General features: G+C 60.7%; 21 protein-coding genes and 1 pseudogene. 6 read left to right on the top strand and 16 right to left on the bottom strand.

Going from position 1 to position 19,784, the window contains the following annotated elements; all coding sequences use genetic code 11:
- Positions 1–99: 99 nt before the first annotated feature.
- Positions 100–420, bottom strand: a complete 321-nt coding sequence (locus NKH17_RS27435) for an FtsB family cell division protein (RefSeq protein WP_352704002.1) — start codon at positions 418–420, stop codon at positions 100–102.
- A gap of 134 nt (positions 421–554) precedes the next feature.
- The gene (eno, locus tag NKH17_RS27430) at positions 555–1,829 is read right to left on the bottom strand and encodes a phosphopyruvate hydratase (RefSeq protein ID WP_352898817.1); all 1,275 of its coding nucleotides are present in this window, start codon (positions 1,827–1,829) and stop codon (positions 555–557) included.
- A 213-nt stretch (positions 1,830–2,042) separates the two neighbouring features.
- Between eno and NKH17_RS27425 the strand changes: the two genes are divergently transcribed.
- Positions 2,043–2,165, top strand: a complete 123-nt coding sequence (locus tag NKH17_RS27425; protein ID WP_084642452.1) for a hypothetical protein — start codon at positions 2,043–2,045, stop codon at positions 2,163–2,165.
- 77 nt (positions 2,166–2,242) lie between these two features.
- Here the strand turns inward: NKH17_RS27425 and NKH17_RS27420 are convergent, their stop codons facing one another.
- From NKH17_RS27420 to NKH17_RS27400, 5 genes are all read right to left on the bottom strand, one after another.
- Positions 2,243–2,608, bottom strand: coding sequence for a PRC-barrel domain-containing protein (locus NKH17_RS27420; RefSeq protein WP_352478820.1), 366 nt, complete (start codon positions 2,606–2,608; stop codon positions 2,243–2,245).
- Positions 2,609–2,730: 122 nt separating this feature from the next.
- On the bottom strand, positions 2,731–3,582 hold the full coding sequence (gene kdsA, locus NKH17_RS27415) for a 3-deoxy-8-phosphooctulonate synthase (RefSeq protein WP_254817187.1): 852 nt from the start codon (positions 3,580–3,582) through the stop codon (positions 2,731–2,733).
- On the bottom strand, positions 3,579–4,463 hold the full coding sequence (locus tag NKH17_RS27410) for a VOC family protein (RefSeq protein WP_352478819.1): 885 nt from the start codon (positions 4,461–4,463) through the stop codon (positions 3,579–3,581). The genes kdsA and NKH17_RS27410 overlap by 4 nt, the downstream gene beginning before the upstream one ends.
- Before the next feature lie 97 nt (positions 4,464–4,560).
- The gene (locus NKH17_RS27405) at positions 4,561–4,848 is read right to left on the bottom strand and encodes a Dabb family protein (protein ID WP_254817185.1); all 288 of its coding nucleotides are present in this window, start codon (positions 4,846–4,848) and stop codon (positions 4,561–4,563) included.
- Between the two features lie 103 nt (positions 4,849–4,951).
- The gene (locus tag NKH17_RS27400; RefSeq protein ID WP_292655342.1) at positions 4,952–5,086 is read right to left on the bottom strand and encodes a hypothetical protein; all 135 of its coding nucleotides are present in this window, start codon (positions 5,084–5,086) and stop codon (positions 4,952–4,954) included.
- 158 nt (positions 5,087–5,244) lie between these two features.
- On the opposite strand from NKH17_RS27400, the gene NKH17_RS27395 reads away from it, so the two are divergent.
- Complete coding sequence (locus NKH17_RS27395) at positions 5,245–6,234, top strand: glycerophosphodiester phosphodiesterase family protein (protein WP_352898813.1); 990 nt, start codon at positions 5,245–5,247, stop codon at positions 6,232–6,234.
- Positions 6,235–6,319: 85 nt separating this feature from the next.
- Here the strand turns inward: NKH17_RS27395 and NKH17_RS27390 are convergent, their stop codons facing one another.
- A complete protein-coding gene (locus NKH17_RS27390) occupies positions 6,320–8,299 on the bottom strand; it encodes a bifunctional 2',3'-cyclic-nucleotide 2'-phosphodiesterase/3'-nucleotidase (protein WP_352478818.1) in 1,980 nt (659 codons plus the stop codon).
- A gap of 131 nt (positions 8,300–8,430) precedes the next feature.
- Positions 8,431–9,696 carry an NAD(P)/FAD-dependent oxidoreductase gene (locus NKH17_RS27385; RefSeq protein ID WP_352898810.1) on the bottom strand — a complete coding sequence of 422 codons (1,266 nt, stop codon included), beginning with the start codon at positions 9,694–9,696 and terminating at the stop codon, positions 8,431–8,433.
- 180 nt (positions 9,697–9,876) lie between these two features.
- Between NKH17_RS27385 and NKH17_RS27380 the strand changes: the two genes are divergently transcribed.
- Positions 9,877–10,533 (top strand): 5-formyltetrahydrofolate cyclo-ligase, encoded by a 657-nt coding sequence (locus NKH17_RS27380; protein ID WP_352478816.1) that lies wholly within the window; start codon positions 9,877–9,879, stop codon positions 10,531–10,533.
- Between the two features lie 12 nt (positions 10,534–10,545).
- On the opposite strand, the gene NKH17_RS27375 is transcribed toward NKH17_RS27380, so the two are convergent.
- Positions 10,546–11,019: an Lrp/AsnC family transcriptional regulator gene (locus tag NKH17_RS27375; RefSeq protein WP_023675099.1), complete on the bottom strand. Its 474-nt coding sequence runs from the start codon at positions 11,017–11,019 to the stop codon at positions 10,546–10,548.
- 157 nt (positions 11,020–11,176) lie between these two features.
- Here NKH17_RS27375 and ald point away from each other — a divergent pair, with 157 nt between their 5' ends.
- Together ald and NKH17_RS27365 are read left to right on the top strand one after the other, a co-directional pair.
- Positions 11,177–12,292 (top strand): alanine dehydrogenase, encoded by a 1,116-nt coding sequence (gene ald / locus NKH17_RS27370; RefSeq protein ID WP_352478815.1) that lies wholly within the window; start codon positions 11,177–11,179, stop codon positions 12,290–12,292.
- A gap of 197 nt (positions 12,293–12,489) precedes the next feature.
- A complete protein-coding gene (locus NKH17_RS27365) occupies positions 12,490–13,791 on the top strand; it encodes an outer membrane protein (protein WP_352478814.1) in 1,302 nt (433 codons plus the stop codon).
- 218 nt (positions 13,792–14,009) lie between these two features.
- Here the strand turns inward: NKH17_RS27365 and NKH17_RS27360 are convergent, their stop codons facing one another.
- The 6 genes and pseudogenes from NKH17_RS27360 to NKH17_RS27335 all read right to left on the bottom strand — a co-directional run bounded on the left by NKH17_RS27360 (position 14,010) and on the right by NKH17_RS27335 (position 18,740).
- A complete protein-coding gene (locus tag NKH17_RS27360) occupies positions 14,010–14,477 on the bottom strand; it encodes a DUF1203 domain-containing protein (protein ID WP_352898806.1) in 468 nt (155 codons plus the stop codon).
- Between the two features lie 77 nt (positions 14,478–14,554).
- Positions 14,555–15,361, bottom strand: coding sequence for a 4-hydroxy-tetrahydrodipicolinate reductase (gene dapB / locus NKH17_RS27355; RefSeq protein ID WP_352478813.1), 807 nt, complete (start codon positions 15,359–15,361; stop codon positions 14,555–14,557).
- A 145-nt stretch (positions 15,362–15,506) separates the two neighbouring features.
- Positions 15,507–16,070, bottom strand: coding sequence for a GNAT family N-acetyltransferase (locus NKH17_RS27350; protein WP_292655364.1), 564 nt, complete (start codon positions 16,068–16,070; stop codon positions 15,507–15,509).
- A gap of 5 nt (positions 16,071–16,075) precedes the next feature.
- Positions 16,076–16,927: a 3-mercaptopyruvate sulfurtransferase gene (gene sseA / locus NKH17_RS27345; RefSeq protein ID WP_352478812.1), complete on the bottom strand. Its 852-nt coding sequence runs from the start codon at positions 16,925–16,927 to the stop codon at positions 16,076–16,078.
- Between the two features lie 35 nt (positions 16,928–16,962).
- Positions 16,963–17,706, bottom strand: a pseudogene (locus NKH17_RS27340) (alanyl-tRNA editing protein).
- Entirely contained in the window at positions 17,706–18,740 is a 1,035-nt protein-coding gene (locus NKH17_RS27335) for a cysteine synthase A (RefSeq protein ID WP_352898802.1), read from the bottom strand. Before NKH17_RS27335 ends, NKH17_RS27340 begins: the two are co-directional and overlap by 1 nt.
- A 214-nt stretch (positions 18,741–18,954) precedes the next feature.
- Here NKH17_RS27335 and NKH17_RS27330 point away from each other — a divergent pair, with 214 nt between their 5' ends.
- Positions 18,955–19,776 (top strand): SDR family oxidoreductase, encoded by an 822-nt coding sequence (locus NKH17_RS27330; protein WP_352806815.1) that lies wholly within the window; start codon positions 18,955–18,957, stop codon positions 19,774–19,776.
- The last annotated feature ends 8 nt before the right edge of the window (positions 19,777–19,784 follow it).

Here is a 19,784-nt window from a genome sequence, read left to right as displayed (position 1 = left end):
AACATGCAGGGAAGGCTTTCGCCATGCCGAAAACGCATGGCTGTCATGCATCTAAGCAATTAAAATCATTGCAAATATCGCCGATTAACTGAAATCAGATTATCTTGCGACCGGCAACATAATGGTGATCTCGTCGGCGTGGGACAGATTAAGCGCCTTGCGCGCCTGCTCGTCCAGCATGTCCTTCTCCAGCGTGCCCTCATGCATCAGCTGAACGCGGCGCTCGAGATCGATCCGGCGCGTCCTGACGGCATTGAGCCTGCCCTGCAATTCGGCAGTCTCGGCTTCGAGCTGATACTTGGAATATATCCCGAACTCGCCATGATAGGCATGGAAGCCGAAATAAGTCAGGAACACCACGCAGAGCGAGGGGATGATCAGCCGGCCGGTGTTTCTTTGCTTGTGCTGGCGTGTCCACATGGTCCGAATCCTCTACGCCGCCTTTGTCGCCCGATTGTGCTTAATGGACGGTTACAGCCTGTTGGATTCAGAGCCAGGAAGCAAAAAAGGGCGGGAATGTCCCCGCCCTCGCCGCCACGGATTTTCTCTCGAAATCAGCTTTTCACGATCGACTTGCCGGCATATTGCGCCTGCTTGCCGAGCTCCTCCTCAATGCGGATGAGCTGGTTGTACTTGGCCATGCGATCCGAGCGCGACAGCGAGCCCGTCTTGATCTGCCCGCAATTGGTGGCAACGGCGAGGTCGGCGATGGTCGCATCCTCGGTCTCGCCCGAGCGGTGCGACATCACTGCGGTATAGCCGGCCTTGTGCGCGGTCTCTACCGCGTCGAGCGTTTCGGTAAGCGAGCCGATCTGGTTGACCTTGACCAGGATCGAATTGGCGACACCCATGCGGATGCCGTCGCGCAGCCGCGCCGTGTTGGTGACGAACAGATCGTCGCCAACCAGCTGCGTTTGCTTGCCGATGAGATCGGTCAGCATTTTCCAACCGTCCCAGTCATCCTCCGCCAGGCCGTCCTCAATGGTGATGATCGGGTAGTCGGCAGCAAGTTTGGCCAGATATCTGGCCTGTGCCTTCGGGTCGCGGGTTTTCCTCTCGCCTTCATAGACGTAGTTACCATCCTTGAAAAATTCGGTCGCCGCGCAGTCGAGGCCTAGCGCAACCTCCTCGCCAGGCTTGAAGCCAGCCTGCTCGATCGATTCCATGATGAAGTCGAGCGCGGCCGGCGCGCTCTTCAGGTTGGGAGCAAAGCCGCCCTCGTCACCGACATTGGTGTTATGGCCGGCGTCCTTCAGCTTCTTTCGCAGCGTATGAAAGATCTCCGAGCCCCAGCGCACGCCGTCGCGCAGCGTCGGCGCGCCGATCGGCAGGATCATGAATTCCTGGAAATCGATCGGGTTGTCGGCATGCGCGCCGCCATTGATGATATTCATCATAGGCACCGGCAGCACATGGGCCTTGGTACCGCCGACATAACGGTAGAGCGGCAGGTCGGCCGCTTCGGCCGCGGCCTTGGCCACCGCCAGCGACACGCCGAGGACGGCGTTGGCGCCGAGCCGGCTCTTGTTGGCCGTACCATCGAGCTCGATCATGGTCTGGTCGATATGGATCTGATTCTCTGCCTCCATGCCGCCGATCGCCTCGAACAGCTCGCCGTTCACCGCCTCGACCGCCGTGAGCACGCCTTTGCCGAGATAGCGGGGGCCGCCATCGCGCAGTTCGACCGCCTCATGCGCGCCGGTAGAGGCACCGGACGGCACCGCGGCGCGACCCATCGAACCGTCTTCGAGCACGACGTCGACCTCGACGGTCGGATTTCCGCGGCTGTCCAGGATTTCACGCCCGACAATGTCGATGATGGCCGTCATTGCGATGTCCCCGATTGATCGATTGAAGCGTCGCGCACCTCTTAGCCAAAGCGCCGCAAAACGCAATCGGGGCAGTTGCAAATATTGCCCCGCGCCCATTGCCGCTCTTGGGACTCACGAAGCACAAAACACTGTCATCATTTGTCATAGGCCGCATGCCGGTTTCTGGTTTATGGCTGTTGTCGCGCGGGGCGAAACAGGAGGAGTTTCGCCATGTCCCAGTTGAGCGGTATTGTGAGTTTGTTCCTGATCGCGGCTGCGTTCCTGACGTCGTGCGACAATCAGCAACCCCCGCAGGGATCGTCGCCTTTGCCGGCCCTGCAGATTGCGCAGTAGCAACCCGCCACATCGAAAGGCCCCCGATTTCCCGGGGGCCTTTTTGATTCCAGGAGACTTAGTCAGTGCCAGTAAGGTCAATGCCAGTAAGGCTCGACCTTGTAGTAGTTGTATGAGGCGTCACGTGCGGCCTCGCCGTCGGCGCCGGTCAGCTCGTTGATCGAGTAAGAAGGAGCGGCCATCAGCTGGTCTTTGGTGAACGGCACGACATAGCCACCCTTGTCCTCGTCATAATCAAGGCTCGCCCACGGAATGGCGTGGTATTTCTCGCCAATGCCGAGAAATCCGCCAAAACCGATCACGGCAAACATGATTCCGTTCGACAATTTGTCGAGCATAACGTCCTCGATGTCGCCGATATGAGTGCCTTCCGTGTTGTAGACCGATGTGCCGATAACCCGCGAAGCGGCGATGGCTTCGGTGTGTCCCGTCTGGGTCGTCATGGTGTTCTCCTCGTCGTCGTTGACATTAGATTTTGACAATGAGGGCCGCGGGCTAAGGTTCCAGGCGGGTTCGAAATTCTTCAAAGTTTTCTTGACGACGCTGCTGTGGCGCAACTGCTGGTTCAACCCACGCTCTTGGCGATGCGATCGAAGGCCATCAGTCGTTCAAGCAATGCGGGAAGATCCTTTAGCGGCACCATGTTGGGACCGTCGGAAGGCGCGTTGTCGGGGTCCTGGTGCGTCTCGATGAAGACGCCGGCGACGCCAACCGCGACGGCCGCGCGCGCCAGCGTCTCGACAAAGCGCCGGTCGCCTCCAGACGAACCGCCCTGCCCACCCGGCTGCTGCACGGAATGGGTGGCATCGAAAATCACCGGCGCACCGATCTCGGCCATGATCGGCAGCGCCCGCATGTCGGACACCAGGGTGTTGTAACCAAAGGATGCGCCGCGCTCGGTCACCAAGACATTGGCGTTGCCGGAGCCGATGATCTTGGCGACGACGTTCTTCATGTCCCACGGCGCGAGGAATTGGCCCTTCTTCACATTGACCACCTTGCCGGTTCTTGCCGCAGCAATCAGCAAATCGGTCTGTCGGCTGAGGAAGGCAGGAATCTGCAGGATATCGGCATGCGGAGCGACGATCGCGCATTGTTCCTCAGTGTGGACGTCGGTCAGGATCGGCAGCGCAAAATTCTTGCGCAAGTCGTCGAAGATCGGCATTGCCGCTTCAAGTCCCGCGCCGCGCGTGCCGCCAAGCGAGGTGCGGTTGGCCTTGTCGTAGCTGGTCTTGTAGACGAGCCCAATGCCGAGCCTTTCAGTCAATTCCTTTAGCGCACCGGCCATGTCGAAAGCGTGCTGCCGCGATTCCAGCTGACATGGACCGGCGATCAGCGATAAGGGCGCGCTGTTGCCGAAAATGACTTTGCCGACCGCAACGGAAGAGTTCGGCATCAGTGGATTGAGCTTGTTCATGCGATCTCCCGGAAAATGAAGGCGGCGCCCTGCCCTGGCGCCGGCGGCACGATGATATCACCGCCGCGCGTGTGGTGTTCGACGGAATTGGCTGCAAACAGCTTGGCGACGGCGTCGGCGTGCCTAATCGAAAAGACGATCCCGGCATAGCGGAGTTCAGATGGCGCGCCGGCAGGAATGCCGAAGCGTGCCGAATAGGCTGCAGGATCCAGAATGGTCACTACGGCATTCGGCAGCTCATAGACAGTGCCGCCCTGCGCCTCGATTCCGGCTGCGATCGAAATCAAGCGGCCTTGTTCGAAAGGTTCGCCAGTGACTGCTACGACTTCGACAATGCCGGTTGCGCCATTAGCGTGGCCCTGCAACGCAGTGCGGTCGACGTTCGGCGCATTGATCCGCTCGCAGGCGAAGAGAAAAGCGTCCGTTGCCTTGCCTGTAGCCGCGAAGGCCAGTTTGAACGATGCGGTGTCGCTCTTTCCCGTCGCATCGGTGAAGGCGCGCGAAAAGCTTAGCGCGTCCCCCGCCGACAGACCGGCTTCCATGTAACGCGCGTGGTCCGCGGCGGCGCTTTCGGTGCCCAGCGCCACGGCAGAAAATCCTTCATCGCCGTTTTCTTCGCGATAGGTGCGATCACGCGCGACAAAGACATTGCGGTTCGCGATCGCCTTTGCCACGGCCTGTCTGTCGGCGACCACGAGCGGCTCGAGATAGGTGCCGTCGGTGTGGAAGACACAGCAGTTTTTCGTTCCGAAAGGGTGGATACCTGTCGGCGCAACAGTAAAGCCAAGCAGGGTCAAGCGCGCCCGCGCAATATCGAGGCTCGCGGTCGGCAGCACCAGGTGATCGAGCGGATGAGGCCTTGCGGAGGTGTTCTCGGTCATGTCCCGCGCGGTGTGCCTCATTCCTGAAAATGGTTCAAGGGCTTGGCCGACGCCTCAGCGGCAAGACCATTATCAGCGCCTAGGGGACGGCGGCTCGTCAACTTGCAACGATGTCGGCCGAATAACGCAATTCGCGTAGCGGTTTGACCCGGCTGGTCGTCTCTGCATAGAGCGGATGCGCCTTGTAGGCGGCGAGCGCCGCTTCGTCCTCGAACTCGGCGTAGACGACCACATCGATCTCATCCGAGAGCGGGTCGACCTTGGTGTTGAGCGTTACCTCGAAATGACGCGAATGAGGTATCTTGCCAAGCGCCAGGAGGCCCGTGCGCACTGCCTCGACATCCGCTTTATGCCGTGCGCTGAAGAAAACGATATGCCGGATCAACCCAGCCTCCTCGACCGTTGGACCGGCGTTCTTTTGTGTCAGCGGCAGCGTGCCGTCAATCGGCAGGTTTGTCGCGTCTGCGAACCGTAGCAGCGAAGAGAAACTACACCATGCTGGTTACATAGTGCACGATGCGGGTCACCTCCCTGACCGTCCTGTCGAGGTAGCGGCCTTGGTTGTAAATGCCGTCCCAGATCAGGAAAAAGGTGACGGTCGTGATGACGATGACATAACGCATGACTAAAACTAGCGCATATGGACGGCTGCAACCATAACGATTCCAACGCTGCTGGGGACCCTCCCCGGGAATCTTTAGCGGCCGTTTGATCTGCCCGGCCGTCAAAAAGTCCGATCGTGACGCAGGATGCGGCCATAACGGCCAATGGGAATCATATCATGCGCAGACGGACGATCTCCCTCGTTGCAATTCTTGTCGCTGCGGGCGGCATCTGGCTCAACAACACCTCGCTGCTTTCGAGCCGGCCGGCCGGCACCCCTTCGGTGCTTGCGCATCGCGGCCTGGCTCAGGATTTCGACCGTACGAACCTCGGATCGGAAACATGCACGGCCGCTCGCATGCTGACGCCGCGCCATTCCTTCCTCGAGAACACGATACCGTCGATGGAAGCCGCCTTCGCGCTCGGTGCGGACGCGCTCGAACTTGATGTCCATCCTACCACGGACGGCAAGTTCGCCGTCTTCCACGATTGGACGCTGGATTGTCGCACCGACGGCAAGGGTGAAACGCGCAGCCATGCAATGTCCGAATTGAAGACGCTCGATATTGGTTATGGCTACACTGCCGATGGCGGCAAGACCTTTCCGTTTCGCGGCAAGGGTGTCGGCATGATGCCGTCGCTGGATGAAGTCTTGCAGCGCTTCCCGAACCGGCGCTTCAACATCAACGTCAAAAGCAACGATCCCAAGGAAGGCGAGATGCTGGCTGCCTGGCTCGCCACATTGACGCCGGCCGAGCGCCCCAATCTGACGGTCTATGGCGGCGACAGGCCTATGGACGCGGTCAAGGCAGCATTGCCGGATACGCACACGCTGAGCCGCGCATCCCTGACGCGCTGCATTCTTCGCTACACTGCGCTCGGCTGGAGCGGCTACGTTCCTGATGCCTGCCGCCAGGGCACTTTGCTCATCCCCGTCAATATCGCAAAGTGGATGTGGGGCTGGCCGGACCGTTTTCTCGACCGTATGGACGGTGTCGGCAGCCATGTCTACCTGCTCGGTCCCTATTCCGGCGGCGGCTTTTCACAAGGCCTCGACGACCCAGCCTCGATCGACCAACTGCCGGACGATTATTCCGGTGGGATTTCGACGGACGCACTGGATCTGGTCATGCCTGCCGTCAAGCGGCGTTTCGCACCACGTGGGTGACAAGGCCATCTGCTGGAAAAAGGTTTGCCATACCGGACAGTATCTTAGCGCTGAGACAGTTTCGAGTCGACGCTCAAATCCTCACCTAGAGAGTGATGCGGTACTTGGCAAACCCTGCTTCGCCCTCGCCCGCCGGCTCGATCTTCAGCGACGTCACTTGCGCAATGAAATCCTTTGCCCTGGCGCCGGTCTGGAATACGACGCTGGTTCCCGGTAGTGGCGCAAACGACCAGTTGGCGTCCGCCGACGGATTGATGGTGCCTTTGCTGACGATATAACGCACGATCACATCGCGGTTGGTGTCGGGCGCTTCGTAGATGATCTTCGAGGCATTGATCTGCGGGAAATTGCCTCCGCCGCCGGCTCGGTAGTTGTTGGTGGCGACGACGAATTTCCGCTTGGGATCAATTGGTTTGCCGTTGAACATCAAGTCAATAATGCGGTTCGAGCCAGCATTCACCAGCCCGCCCTTCGAATCATATTTCGGTGGCTGCGACAGATCGATTTTGTAGGTGACGCCGTCGATCACGTCGAAATTATAGGATGGGAAGTCAGTGTTGATGAGCGCCTGGTCGGCTTTGCCCGGTTCGATCCGGTTGAAGATGCCGGCCGACATTTCCAGCCATTCCTTCACCTCCGCTCCGGTGATTTCGACGGCGCGCACCGTGTTTGGATAGAGGTAGAGGTCGGCGACGTTCTTGATGGCGATATCGCCCACCGGCACGTCGGTGTAATAGTCGGCGCCGTTGCGCCCACCCGCCTTGAACGGTGCCGCCGCCGACAGCAGCGGCATATCCTTCCACTCGGTGTTCTTCAGGATGTCCTTCAAGTACCAGGTCTGCGCCTGACTGACGATCTGGACCGATGGATCGTCGGCGACCAGCGCAAAATAGGAATAGAGCGGCGCCGAGGTTTTGCCGACAGGCCGGCGCACATAGGCGAGCGTCGCCTCGTGATCCTGTTTGAGCGCGTCGACGATGCGCTGGTCGTCCGCGACGGTCGGCTTGTTCGTCTTGTCGACCCGCTCAAAGATCGGCCTGGCCTCAGAGGTCGCCGAGACGATTTTCCATGTCGATCCGTCGCGCTCCAGCAACAGATCGATCAGCCCCATATGCGAGCCCCAGAAGCCGGCCATAACGGCGGGCTTGCCTTGCAGCGTGCCTTTCGCCGGATCGACGGCTTCCAGCAACTGAAAGTCCTTCTTGCCAGGGAAGACGAGGTGCTGGTGGCCGGTGAACACCGCATCGATGCCTTCGACACCTGCCACGAAGACGGAGGCATTCTCCATCATGTCGCTTTGCTTCACGTCGATGCCGGAATGGGAGAGCGCAATGACGATGTCGGCGCCTTCTTCCTTCATTTGCGGCACCCACGCCTTGGCCGCCTCGACGATGTCGCGCGTCTTGACACTTCCTTCGAGATTTTTCAGGTCCCAGACCATGATCTGCGGCGGCACGAAGCCAATGATGCCGATCCTGATCGGTTGCTCGGCGCCCGATCCGTCTTTGATCTTCCTGTCGAGGATGACATACGGCTTGAGATAGAGCTTGTCGTCGCGCGGGTTCGCGGCGAGCTCGGTGCCGCGGATCAGGTTCGCGCAGACGAACGGGAAATTGGCACCGGCCAGCACCTTGTCCATGAACGACAGGCCATAGTTGAACTCGTGGTTGCCGAGCGTCGAGCATTCGTAGCCGAGCAGGTTCATGCCCTTCATGACCGGATGCAGATCGCCATCCTTCATCCCTCTCTCGTAGGCGATGTAGTCGCCCATCGGGTTGCCTTGTAGAAGGTCGCCATTATCGACCAGCATCGCGTTGGTTGCTTCCTTGCGCACGGCTTCAATCAACGATGCCGTTCGCGACAGCCCCATCGTGTCGTTGGCTTTGTCGGCGTAGTAATCGTAAGGCAGCACATTCACGTGGATGTCGGTCGTCTCCATAATCCTCAGATGCGCCTGATTGGCTTGAGCCCGGGCGGAGAACGGATGCAGCATAATCAGCGCTCCGCTCACGGCAACGCCGGCGAGGAAATCGCGGCGTGAGACGAGGTGGCGCAGTTGGGACATTCGTTTTCTCTTTCTTCCACGACGTGACAAGTCCTGCCCGAAGCAAAGCTTCGCGCCGAAATCCAGCCGAGTCCAGAAGCCGATTCCATCAAGAGGAGGTGACGCGCCGATGAATGTCCGGCAGCGAACAATCAGCCCTTATCGTCGTCGCCCTGGGTGATCAACCGCGCGCTGCGCTGACCGGTGAAGTAGATCCATAGCCAGCTCAGGGAAACCGCAAGCCGGTTACGAAAGCCGATCAGGAAGTAGATATGCGCCAAGCCCCACAGCCACCAGGCAAGCCGGCCGGTGAGCTTGATCCAGCCGAAATCGATGGCCGCGGCGCGCTTGCCGATCGTCGCCAGATCGCCGTCATGCCTGTAGCTGAAAGGACGCGGTGTCGCGTCACCGGCAAGCCTTGCCTTGATCGTCGCGGCGACGTGCCGTCCCTGCTGCTTGGCGGCGGGCGCGACGCCCGGCACCAGCCGGCCATCCGGCCGCAGGACGTGCGCTGCGTCACCGATGACGAAAATCTCCCGGTTTCCCGGCACACTCAGGTCGGGCTCGACAAGCACTCTGCCCGCGCGGTCCGCTGCCGCGCCGAGCCATTCGGCGGCCGGCGAAGCGGCGACGCCCGCCGCCCACAGGATTGTCCTGGCCGGCAAGTGTGTGTCGCCGAAGACGACACCCTCGGCATCGCAGCGCGTAACCGCCCGGCCGAGTTCGACGGTCACGCCGAGCCGTTCGAGCGCCTTCGTTGCATAACCGGAGAGTTCGGGAGCGAAATTGGACAGGATGCGGTCGCCGGCCTCAATCAGCACCACACGCGTCTGCCGCGTGTCGATGTTGCGGAACTCGCCGCGCAGCGTGTCGTGCGCCAGCTCAGCAATAGTGCCGGCCAGTTCCACGCCGGTCGGCCCGCCGCCGACGATCGCCAGCGTCAGCAATGCCTGACGGTTGGCGGGATCGGTTTCCCGTTCGGCCCGCTCGAAAGCTAAAAGAATACGCCGTCGAATGGTGGTGGCATCCTCCAGCGTCTTCAGGCCCGGGGCAAACGGTTCCCATTCGTCATGGCCGAAATAGGCGTGCCGCGCGCCGGTCGCCAGCACAAGCGTGTCGTAAGCGACCGTGCCGCCGTCCTGCAGCAGCACGCGCTTGCCGGTGCGGTCGATGCCGGTAACGGTGGCGAGCAGCGTCGTCACGTCATCGCGCTTGCGCAGGAGATGGCGGATCGGCCAGGCCACTTCGGAGGTGGCCAGCGCCGTCGTCGCCACCTGGTAGAGCAGTGGCTGAAAGAGGTGATGATTACGCCTGTCGATCATGGTGATGCGCACCGGCGCGTGGGCAAGTGCGCGGATGAATTCGAGACCGCCGAATCCGGCGCCTACGACGACGACGTGATGGTTGGCTGTGTTCATCTCACTCATCCCTCTCGCCAAGGCTGATGTAAGTGTCGTTGTGCAGTGCAGCAATGCCTGCGCTGCAACTAACTGGGAGTCGTCTCTTGATGTCGTGAATACGCATGCTGCAGACTCGTTCCCAGATATAGCCTGCGTCCAGGATACGACTTGGTTGGAACTGTATATTGCAGGTGAAGCATGGCTAGGGATGAAGATGAAGGCTCAGCGCAGTACGCCTCGCCGCCTTGTTTTATGCACGAGCTCGACCCGGAGTTCCAAGCGCCGCTATCCGACTGGACCGACGTAAGGCGCTGGCGCAAGGCCGAGCGCCAGCGATTGATCGCATCCCGCCTTGCCGTTTCAGCCGACACGCGCGCAGCCATGTCGCAGCGCATTGCCGAAGGGCTCGACGCGATGATCGGTGACATCGCCGGCCGCGTGGTCAGCCTCTATTGGCCGTTTCGCGGCGAGCCGGACCTGCGCCCGTGGATGGAAACCGTCGACGCGCGGGGCGGGCGCACGGCGTTGCCCGTCGTCGTCGAGAAAGACCGGCCGCTTGTCTTTCGCGCCTATACCCACGGAGACCGGCTGGAGAAGGGCGTCTGGAATATCCCGATACCGGCTGACGGCGATCCGGTGTTACCCGACATCGTCATTTCGCCGATTGTCGGCATCGATCCTGAGCAGTTTCGCCTGGGCTATGGCGGCGGCTTCTTCGATCGTACGCTTGCCGCGATGCCCTTCAAACCGCTGGTCATCGGCGTCGGCTACGAACTGCAGCGCATCGTCACCATCTACCCGCAGCCGCACGACATTCCGATGGACCGTGTGGTGACCGAGGCAGTCAACACCTAGGCGAGTTCGGGCCTAGGCGAGTTCAGGTTTCATTCCCACCGCTGTGCGATCGACGATTTCGCGCAAGGCAAAAGACGAATTGATCTTCGTCACATGCGGCATTGCCGACAGCCACTCCTTGTGGATACGTTCGTAGTCGACGAGATCCTTTGCCGCTATACGCAGGATGTAGTCATATTCGCCCGACATCAAATGGCAGGATAGGACGTTCGGGCAGCGCTTTATCGCTGCCTCGAAATCCGACAACGTCTTCTCGAATTGCCCGGACAGCGATATATGCACGATCGCCGTCATCTGGTGCCCAAGTGCAGCGTTGGACAGCCGGGCGTGATAGCCGCGGATGGTTCCGGATTTCTCCAGATTGTCCAGCCGCCGCGAACAGGCCGACTGCGATAGGCCGACCTTCTCGGCGAGCGCTGCATTGGGTATGCGCCCATCCTTCTGCAACGTCTCAAGAATGGCGATATCAATCCTGTCGAGCGGCATTTTTGCGAGTTCCTGCGACAATTGCAATGTTTTGCGCAACGATTATCGAAGAGTCGCCTCTCAGGCAAGCGCATTCGCAAACACTTATCGAGCGATTCGTGGTTCACTATCTCTAGACAGGGAACGAGCCCCAAAGGGCCGGATCAGGAGAAAAAAGATGCGCGTCGGCTGCCCCCGGGAAATCAAGAATCACGAATACCGCGTCGGCCTGACACCGGGCTCGGTCCGCGAATATGTCGCGCATGGCCATGAAGTGCTTGTCGAGACCGGCGCCGGTGCAGGCATCGGCGCCGATGACAACGCGTATCGCGCTGCCGGCGCCACGATCGCCAAGACGGCAGCCGACGTGTTTGCCAAGTCCGACATGATCGTGAAGGTCAAGGAGCCGCAGGCCAACGAATGGGTTCAGCTCCGCGATGGCCAGATCCTCTATACCTATCTACATCTTGCCCCGGATCCGGAGCAAACCAAGGGCCTGTTGGCCTCCGGCGTGACCGCGATAGCTTACGAGACGGTCACCGACGAGCGCGGCGGCCTCCCGCTCTTGGCGCCGATGTCGGAAGTTGCCGGCCGCCTGTCGATCCAGGCGGGCGCCACGGCGCTGCAAAAGGCCAATGGCGGCCGCGGCGTGCTACTTGGCGGCGTGCCCGGCGTGCTCCCCGGCAAGGTCACCGTGCTCGGCGGCGGCGTTGTCGGCCTGCATGCCGCACGGATGGCGGCCGGCCTCGGCGCCGACGTCACTATTATCGACCGCTCGATCCCGCGCCTGCGTCAGCTCGACGACATCTTTGGCGGCCGCGTTCACACCCGCTACTCGACCGTCGAGGCACTGGAGGAAGAATGTTTTTCGGCTGACATAGTCGTCGGCGCCGTGCTGATCCCGGGGGCAGCAGCGCCCAAGCTGGTGACGCGCGAAATGCTGTCGGGCATGAAGAAAGGAGCCGTGCTGGTCGACGTCGCCATCGACCAGGGCGGTTGTTTCGAGACCTCGCACGCCACCACCCATGCCGAGCCGACCTATGAAGTCGACGGCATCATCCATTATTGCGTCGCCAACATGCCGGGCGCGGTGCCGGTCACCTCGGCCCACGCGCTCAACAATGCTACGCTGCACTATGGCCTGCAGCTCGCCAACAAGGGCCTCAAGGCGCTGGTAGACGACCACCATCTGCGCAACGGGCTTAACGTCCACAAGGGCAAGATAACGAATCGCGCGGTGGCCGAAGCGCTCGGTTACGAACTGGTCGAGCCGAAGGCCGTTCTCGCGGCCTGATTTCCAACCGTTTGTTCCTGATGAGTCGCCGATGCTGTCGGCGGCTGCTTGTTCACAGGCAATTTTCTCGGTCTACAGCCGGTCTTGCCCGCATCTGGTGCCCGTTTGATGCAATGTGCTCTTTCTGTGGCTTTTTTGTTACAGCCGCCACAATGAGCCGATGCTACGTAGATGCCGGGTTCACCAGGGGCAGGGTAATGATCAGCAGAAAATTCACGAAATCTCTTCTTCTCGGCGCAGTTTCTGTTCTGGCGCTTGGGTCGGTCTCTCATGCCGCCGACGTGGTCGAACCGGTCGTGGAGACGGCGGGCTTCAACTGGAGTGGCATCTACGTCGGCTTTGGCGTTGGCGCCGGGGCGAACGTCCACGAGTTGAGCAGCGACTTCATTCCTGGGGTGTCGTTCAACGGTATTGGTGGCGAAGGCCTGTACGGTGAACTCACCGTTGGGTATGACTATATGGTGGCGCCGCGGTTCCTGATCGGCGGACTTCTGGACGCTCATGCCGGCAACATCGAAACCTCCCTCGACGTTGCTGGATTCGACGCATCGGTCAAAGAGACCTATGGTTTCGACGCTGGCTTGCGGGCAGGCTACCTCTTCACGCCAAACACTTTGGGCTATGTCCTTGGTGGCTATTCATGGCAGAAATACAAATTTGACACGAGCGCAGGTTTTGACTTCGACTGGGACCAGAGCGGCTACTTCGTCGGAGCCGGCGTCGAGACGGCCATCAACAGCAACTGGACCATCAAAACCGAATATCGTTTTACGCAATTCAGCACCAACGATGATGTCCTTTCCGAGTTCGGTGTACCGGATGGCGCAATCAACCTCGATACATCGCGTCACACGTTCCAGGTAGCAGCCAATTATCGTTTTGGCGCCCAGAATGGCGGTGTCTCTTCCTTTGAGGCACCTACCTACAACTGGACCGGCTTCTATATCGGCGGTGCGGGCGGCGCGGGTGCGTCGGTGCATCAGATCAATGTTCCGCCGCTTGGCGACCTGGAGTTCAACGGTATCGGCGGCGAAGGCGTGTTTGGCGAATTGAACGCCGGCTACGATCATGACTTCGGCAGCTGGGTTGCCGGCGTTATGGTTGATGCTCGCTACTCCGGCATGACCTCGGAGCTGGAAGTGCCCGGCGGGTCCATTAATCTGGACACCGACTATGGTTTCGATGTGCTGGGCCGGGTCGGTTTGAAGGTCAACGAATCAACCCTCGCCTATGTGCTTGGCGGTTACAGCTGGCAGCATTTCGATCTGAACGCATCTTCACCCATCGGCGACATCATCGATTGGGGCTCGAGCGGCTTCTCGGTCGGTGGTGGTTTGGAAGCGGCCGTGACCAACAACGTAACTGTCGGTCTCGAATATCGTTATTCGCAGTTTGCCGAGAAGGATATTCTGGAGGAGTTTGGAGGGCCGAGCGATGTCCTCACCACCACTCCTTCTTTCCACACCGTCCGTATCGGTGCGAAGTATAAGTTCAACTAAGGCCCTCCAGGCAAATCGTTCAAGCCCGCCGGCTAATCCCGGCGGGTTTTTTGTTTTGCGAACAATGCAGGCACAAAAAAGCGGAGCCAAAGCCCCGCTTCCTCGGTTATCGAGATTTCCGCCGATTCATCCGCGGTCGGCAAATCGATCGACAGTCTCTTTCTACCGCTTGTATGCGACGGGAGTGCGACAGGCCCAAGCCGGTGCAGCCTGTTCGGTTACGCGCGGTCGATCCGGCACTGATAGCAATTGTTGCGGGCCGAGCGGATGTGGACGTAAGCAATGTCGTCGCGTTTGAACAACGTCTCTGCCCGTGCGGCAATGGCGTCGGTCGGAATGACGCCGCCGCTACCGTAAACAATACGGTCGTCCTTGCCATAACCGCGCACGATGTAATCGCTGCTTTCGAGCATTTCTGGAAGCAACTCAACCTCGGCAGCGCGTTCGCATTCTTCCGCATGCAGAAAGATCGGCCCGGTTTCGGCATAAGGCTGCAGCTCCGGAAAAGGCCTATAGGCCAGAACAAGATAGGCTTCCCCCGCAGCAACATTCTTCAAGCAATGACGGCAAGGCACGCCGTCGCCGCCCGAAATCTGCCGCTCTGGCATCAGGCCATAAGCATCCGCCCCGCCGCGCTGAAGTGCCCGGACTGCGTCGGTTGGCAAGGCTTTGAATCTTATCGTCATGGCAAAATCTCCGGTGTCGTTGACCGGAAATTATGCTCGCAAGACAGAGCTTCCCACCCGATTCCTGCCGAAATGGATCAGTCCATCAGCGCGTCGAGACCGCGAACCAGACCCTTGATCTGCTGTACCCGTCTGATGGCGAGCAGCGTGCCCGCCACATAGGGTGCCGCGGACGAGCCGGCGTCGTGGCGGATGGTCAGCCGCTCGTCTGGCAGGCCGAACAGCGCCTCGCAGGACAGGATGTAGGACGGCAGGCGAAGCGCGTGCACTTGCACCCCCTCGCCTGCGCCGACCGCACCCCCGCGTGTAGCCGGCACGCCAGAGACCTCGGAGACCGGCTTTGCCGTTGAGGCCTTGCGGATGTCGGCCAGCGCCTCAGCAAGCTCCCGTGCGGTACCGGAGGGCGCGTCGGGCTTCTTTGCACTGGCATAATCGATGACCTCGACATCCGGCACGTATTTTGCCGCCATAAGTGCAAACCGCTTCATCAGCGTGGCGGTGATGGAAAAGTTGCCGGCGGCAACGACGCCGACGCCGTTGGCGCGCGCCGCGGCATCGATGTCGGCATAGTCGGCAGCACCCAGTCCCGATGTGCCGATCACAGCGTGCCGTCCCTTGTCGATGGCGAGCAGCACATGGTCTTTCACGACATGCGGCTTGGTGAAGTCGACCAGTACGTCCGACGGCGCCTCCAGCGCCTCGGCCAGCGAAGCCGAAACGACAATACCATTAGCCGGCATGCCAACCAGCAGACCGGAATCCTGCCCAGCACCGCTGCGGGACACGGCCCCGGCCAGCGCCATGTCGCCTTGCGCCGCGATCGCCGGAACTAGCGCCTTGCCGACCCAGCCCGTCGCACCGGCCATTACCGCCCGTATTGTCATCGTGCGATCCTCCATCACCATCGGTTTTTAGACGACAGCGATATGGAAAGTGCCCGGCTCATACAAGTCGGACCCGCCTTTGAGTGTTGATCCAGACCCTGGGCGTGGCAACGACAAGCTGAAGCCTGGATGAACGGGCCTGAAATCAGGGCCGCATGACGCTGGCCGCGCGCTCGGCGAAAGACATCGGATGCACGACCTCTTTTTTTTGCGCCACTGGCGTAAAGCCTAGTTTTTGATAGAGCGGCAGTGCTGCTGGGTGATCGAGGGTGCAGGTTTGCACGGTTACCCGCCTTGGCCCGTGCGACCACGCCGCGGCGATTGCCGCACCGAGGAACCAGCGGCCGATGCCTTGCCCGGTCGCGTGCTCCATCATTCCGAAATAAGCGAGTTCCACTTCCTCCGGCAAATGCGGCTTGAGGTCGAAGAAGCCGGCCGGCGCACCATCCAGATAAAGCACCCTGATGTCGCGGTCCTCGCGGTGAATGCCCGCCGCAAGCTCCTCGTCGCTCAGCCTCAGCACATTGACCCAGTGCCATTTGCGGCCGACCCGATCCATCAAATAGCGGTAGAAATGCAGCGGAATGTCTTTGGTCTTGAGCAGCGCGATCTGGCGGTTGTACGGCAGAGGCGGCGAATAGGCAGGCGGCACATGCATTTCGAGAAACGTCACGGTGACGTCGATGTCTTCCAGCGATCCGTCTTCCATCACCGTCAGTCCTTGCCCGTCACGACGGGCGTGTCGGAAAGCCCGCCCCATTCGGTCCACGAACCGTCATAAAGCCTGTTGTCGGCATGGCCAAGCGTCTCCAAAGCCAGCGTGATGGCTGCCGCGGTGACGCCCGACCCGCAGGAGGTGACGACCGGCTTCGACAGGTCGATGCCCGCTCCTTCGATCACGTTGCGTAGCCTGTCCTTTGGCAACAATTCGCCGTTTTCCGAAAGCGCCGAAAACGGCACGTTGTGCGCGCCCGGCATATGACCGGAGCGGATGCCGGGGCGCGGCTCCGGCTCGGTGCCGGCAAAACGGCCAGGCGAGCGCGCGTCGGCGATCTGGCTCTCCCCCGTCTCGACGATCCGGCGCATATCGGCAAGGCTGGCGACGCGGGCGGCATCGAAGTTGGCATAAAACACGCAAGGCGCGATCTTCGTCAGCTCCGCCGTCACCGGCCGTCCGGCGGCTTTCCAACGGTCGAAGCCGCCGTCGAGAATATAGACCTGGAATACGCCCATGACGCGAAACAACCACCAGGCGCGCGGTGCAGAAAAGAACCCTGGCCCGTCATAGACAACAATCGTGTCATCGGCCGAAATACCCATCGCGCCGACATATTGCGCGAAATGCTGCGGCGACGGCAGCGTGTGCGGCAGAGCCACGTCGGGGTCCGAAACCGCATCCTGGTCAAGGAAGCGGGCGCCTGGAATATGCGCTGCGTCATACTCCGCGCGCGCGTCGCGCTTTTGGGCCGGCAGATACCAAGACGCGTCGACAATCGTCAGGCCGGGCTTGCCGAGCTGCTTCTGCAACCAATCGGCATCGATGGTGAAAGGACTGTCGTCGGCCATCTTTTCTCTCCTGTCCCGCCTGTCGCAGTCCTATATCAGGCTGGCGGCATAGGACCAAAGCGAATGCGGAAGCGCCGGTTCTCGCGGCCCTTCTTCTCGATCTTGCCGATATGGATCTCGCCGATTTCGCCGGTGCTCTTTACATGGGTGCCGCCGCAAGGCTGGCTGTCGATCGAGGCGTTCTCGCCGATGCAGACCAATCGGATCTTTCCCGTGCCAGCCGGAGGCCGCACATTCTTGGATTTCACCAGGCCCGGATTGTATGCCAGTTCCTCGTCGGAAATGAGCCGGGTGAAGATCGGGTGGTCGGCCCGCACCAGCTCCATCAGTCTGGCCGTCACGTCTTCCTTGGTAAAGCCGGCGTCCGGGATGTCGAAATCGATACGGCTGTCGTCCTCGGAAACCGCGGCGCCGGTGATCGGGAACGGGCAGACGACGGTAAGCAGGTGGCAGGCAGAATGCATGCGCATCAGCAACTACCGCCGCGGCCAGTCGATGGCGAGCCGCATGCGCTCGCCCACCTTTGGAACTGCCTGCTCCAGCGCCGGCACATGGATGATCTCGTCCTTGGTTTCGCCGGTGATCGTAGCGGCAATCGCTATGCCGGTGCCGTCGGCGCGCTCGAGGCTGCCGGTGTCGCCCGGCTGCCCGCCCGACGTGGCGTAAAACACCGTCCGGTCCAGAATGATGCCGCCGCGATCGTTGACTGCGACGACAGTGGCGTCGGCCGTCCCCAGATAGGCGTCGTCACGAAACAGCGCTTCGGTCTTGTGCGCCATCACGCAACCCTTTCGAACGGTACCGAAATCGTGCTCTGTTGCTCCATCCACCCCGGCACCGGCAGCTTCTTTTCGCGCAGGAATTCAGGATTGAACAGCTTCGACTGGTAGCGCGTGCCGTAGTCGCAAAGCATGGTCACGATGGTGTGGCCGGGGCCTAGCTCGCGCGCCAGGCGAATGGCGCCGGCAAGGTTGATGCCGGTCGAACCGCCAACGCAAAGCCCCTCCTCCTGGATCAGGTCGAATATGATCGGCAGTGCGTCCTCGTCGGGGATCTGGAAAGCAAAATCGGGTGTAAAGCCTTGGAGATTGGCGGTGATCCGCCCCTGCCCGATGCCTTCGGTGATCGAACTGCCCTCGGATTTCAGCTCGCCGCTGGTGTAGAAGGAATAGAGCGCAGCCCCCAGCGGATCGGCCAGCGCTATCTTGACTTGGCTGTTCTTGGCCTTCAGCCCGAAACCGACGCCTGCCAGAGTGCCGCCGGAACCGACCGCCGACACGAAACCATCCACCTTGCCGTCGGTCTGGTTCCAGATTTCTTCGGCCGTAGTACGGATATGGCCGTCACGGTTGGCGACATTGTCGAACTGGTTGGCCCAGATCGCGCCGTTCGGCTCGGTCTTCGCCATCTGCTCGGCCAGCCGGCCCGACAGCTTCACGTAGTTGTTCGGGTTCTTGTAAGGCACGGCGGGCACTTCGATCAGCTCGGCGCCGAGCAGTTTGATTGTATCCTTCTTCTCCTGGCTCTGGGTGTCGGGAATGACGATCACCGTGCGGTAGCCGAGCGCCTTGGCAACCAGTGTCAAGCCGATGCCGGTGTTTCCGGCCGTCCCCTCGACGATGACGCCGCCGGGCCGCAGCAACCCACGCTGCTCCGCATCGCGGATGATAAACAGGCCGGCGCGGTCCTTGACCGACTGCCCGGGATTCATGAATTCGGCCTTGCCCAGGATCTCGCAGCCGGTTTCTTCCGAGGCCTTGTTGAGGCGGATCAGGGGCGTGTTGCCGATCACGTCGATCACAGAACGGGGCATGGAGATTCCTTTGTGGGTGCGGCGAAACCCTAGAAACCCGAAGCTTCGGTTTCAAGGCAAGAATTTGCCTGGTCCAGTCGCATTCGCACACTGCAATTCCTGCACCCAGGGGCGCCCAGCCGGTATTCATTTCAACGATGTACCGAAAAGCACTCTTTTCATTCGATTTCTTCACCGGTAGAGCGCAGGTTAAGAAGAGCCGGCGGGGCGCAGCATGACACTCTATTTGGCCAATCCGAAGCATGGCGTCGCCTGGATTACGGGCGGCAGCAGCGGTATCGGCCGTTCGCTGGCCAAGGATCTTGCCGCTCAGGGCTATGTCATCGCGGTGACTGCGCCCGATGACCATCCGATCGATACGCTCATCGTCGAAACGGCGCAGATGTCGGGGCGTGTCGCAGCCTTTCCTTGCGACGTGACCGACGAAAAACGCATGGCAGAGACGGTTGCAGCGATCGAGAAAAATCTCGGTCCGATCGTGTTGGCAGTGTTCAACGCGGGAAGCTATATCGCAACGCCGGGCGAGGATCTTGTCGCGCGCAATTTCCGTCGGTCTTTCGAAGTCAATTATTTCGGCATCATCAATGGCCTGGTGCCGGTCATCGAACGCATGCGCGTACGCTCGCGCGGCCATGTCGTGCTGATCGGTTCGGTCACCGCCTATTTCGGCTGGCCCACTACCGCTGCCTATGGCGGCACCAAGGCGGCAGTCAATATCCTGGCCGAGTCGCTGAAATACGATTTCGACAAGATGAACGTCCGCATCCAGGTGATTAATCCGGGCTTTGTCGACACGCGGCTGACTGAGAAGAACTTCCTGCCGATGCCGGGCTTGATGCCGGTCAACCTGGCCTCGAGCCGTATCGCGAAAGGCATCGAATGCGGCGGCTTCGAAGTCACTTTCCCACGCCGCCTGAGCTGGACGCTGAAGCTGCTCAGGATGCTGCCGAGGCCGTTCTCCCGATGGGTGATCAGCACGGTCACCCGCTGGAATGCGCGGCCGCTGAATTTCGACCGCAAGCCACCGGTCGAATAGGATCGGTG

The organism is Mesorhizobium sp. M1334, assembly GCF_040317995.1.
In the GTDB taxonomy this organism is placed as follows: domain Bacteria; phylum Pseudomonadota; class Alphaproteobacteria; order Rhizobiales; family Rhizobiaceae; genus Mesorhizobium.
This window is presented reverse-complemented; position numbering and strand designations above follow the sequence as displayed.

Bases quoted from the DNA above. Each gene is read 5' to 3' on its own strand.
- NKH17_RS27420 (WP_352478820.1), bottom strand. From the start codon at position 2,608: ATGACGACCCAGACGGGACACACCGAAGCCATCGCCGCTTCGCGGGTT.
- NKH17_RS27435 (WP_352704002.1), bottom strand. From the start codon at position 420: ATGTGGACACGCCAGCACAAGCAAAGAAACACCGGCCGGCTGATCATC.
- NKH17_RS27360 (WP_352898806.1), bottom strand. From the start codon at position 14,477: ATGACGATAAGATTCAAAGCCTTGCCAACCGACGCAGTCCGGGCACTT.
- dapB (WP_352478813.1), bottom strand. From the start codon at position 15,361: ATGACAATACGGGCGGTAATGGCCGGTGCGACGGGCTGGGTCGGCAAG.
- ald (WP_352478815.1), top strand. From the start codon at position 11,177: ATGCGCGTCGGCTGCCCCCGGGAAATCAAGAATCACGAATACCGCGTC.
- eno (WP_352898817.1), bottom strand. From the start codon at position 1,829: ATGACGGCCATCATCGACATTGTCGGGCGTGAAATCCTGGACAGCCGC.
- NKH17_RS27330 (WP_352806815.1), top strand. From the start codon at position 18,955: ATGACACTCTATTTGGCCAATCCGAAGCATGGCGTCGCCTGGATTACG.
- NKH17_RS27390 (WP_352478818.1), bottom strand. From the start codon at position 8,299: ATGTCCCAACTGCGCCACCTCGTCTCACGCCGCGATTTCCTCGCCGGC.
- NKH17_RS27410 (WP_352478819.1), bottom strand. From the start codon at position 4,463: ATGACCGAGAACACCTCCGCAAGGCCTCATCCGCTCGATCACCTGGTG.
- NKH17_RS27425 (WP_084642452.1), top strand. From the start codon at position 2,043: ATGTCCCAGTTGAGCGGTATTGTGAGTTTGTTCCTGATCGCGGCTGCG.
- NKH17_RS27350 (WP_292655364.1), bottom strand. From the start codon at position 16,070: ATGGAAGACGGATCGCTGGAAGACATCGACGTCACCGTGACGTTTCTC.
- NKH17_RS27375 (WP_023675099.1), bottom strand. From the start codon at position 11,019: ATGCCGCTCGACAGGATTGATATCGCCATTCTTGAGACGTTGCAGAAG.
- NKH17_RS27400 (WP_292655342.1), bottom strand. From the start codon at position 5,086: ATGCGTTATGTCATCGTCATCACGACCGTCACCTTTTTCCTGATCTGG.
- NKH17_RS27395 (WP_352898813.1), top strand. From the start codon at position 5,245: ATGCGCAGACGGACGATCTCCCTCGTTGCAATTCTTGTCGCTGCGGGC.
- NKH17_RS27385 (WP_352898810.1), bottom strand. From the start codon at position 9,696: ATGAACACAGCCAACCATCACGTCGTCGTCGTAGGCGCCGGATTCGGC.
- NKH17_RS27335 (WP_352898802.1), bottom strand. From the start codon at position 18,740: ATGCCCCGTTCTGTGATCGACGTGATCGGCAACACGCCCCTGATCCGC.
- sseA (WP_352478812.1), bottom strand. From the start codon at position 16,927: ATGGCCGACGACAGTCCTTTCACCATCGATGCCGATTGGTTGCAGAAG.
- NKH17_RS27380 (WP_352478816.1), top strand. From the start codon at position 9,877: ATGGCTAGGGATGAAGATGAAGGCTCAGCGCAGTACGCCTCGCCGCCT.
- kdsA (WP_254817187.1), bottom strand. From the start codon at position 3,582: ATGAACAAGCTCAATCCACTGATGCCGAACTCTTCCGTTGCGGTCGGC.
- NKH17_RS27365 (WP_352478814.1), top strand. From the start codon at position 12,490: ATGATCAGCAGAAAATTCACGAAATCTCTTCTTCTCGGCGCAGTTTCT.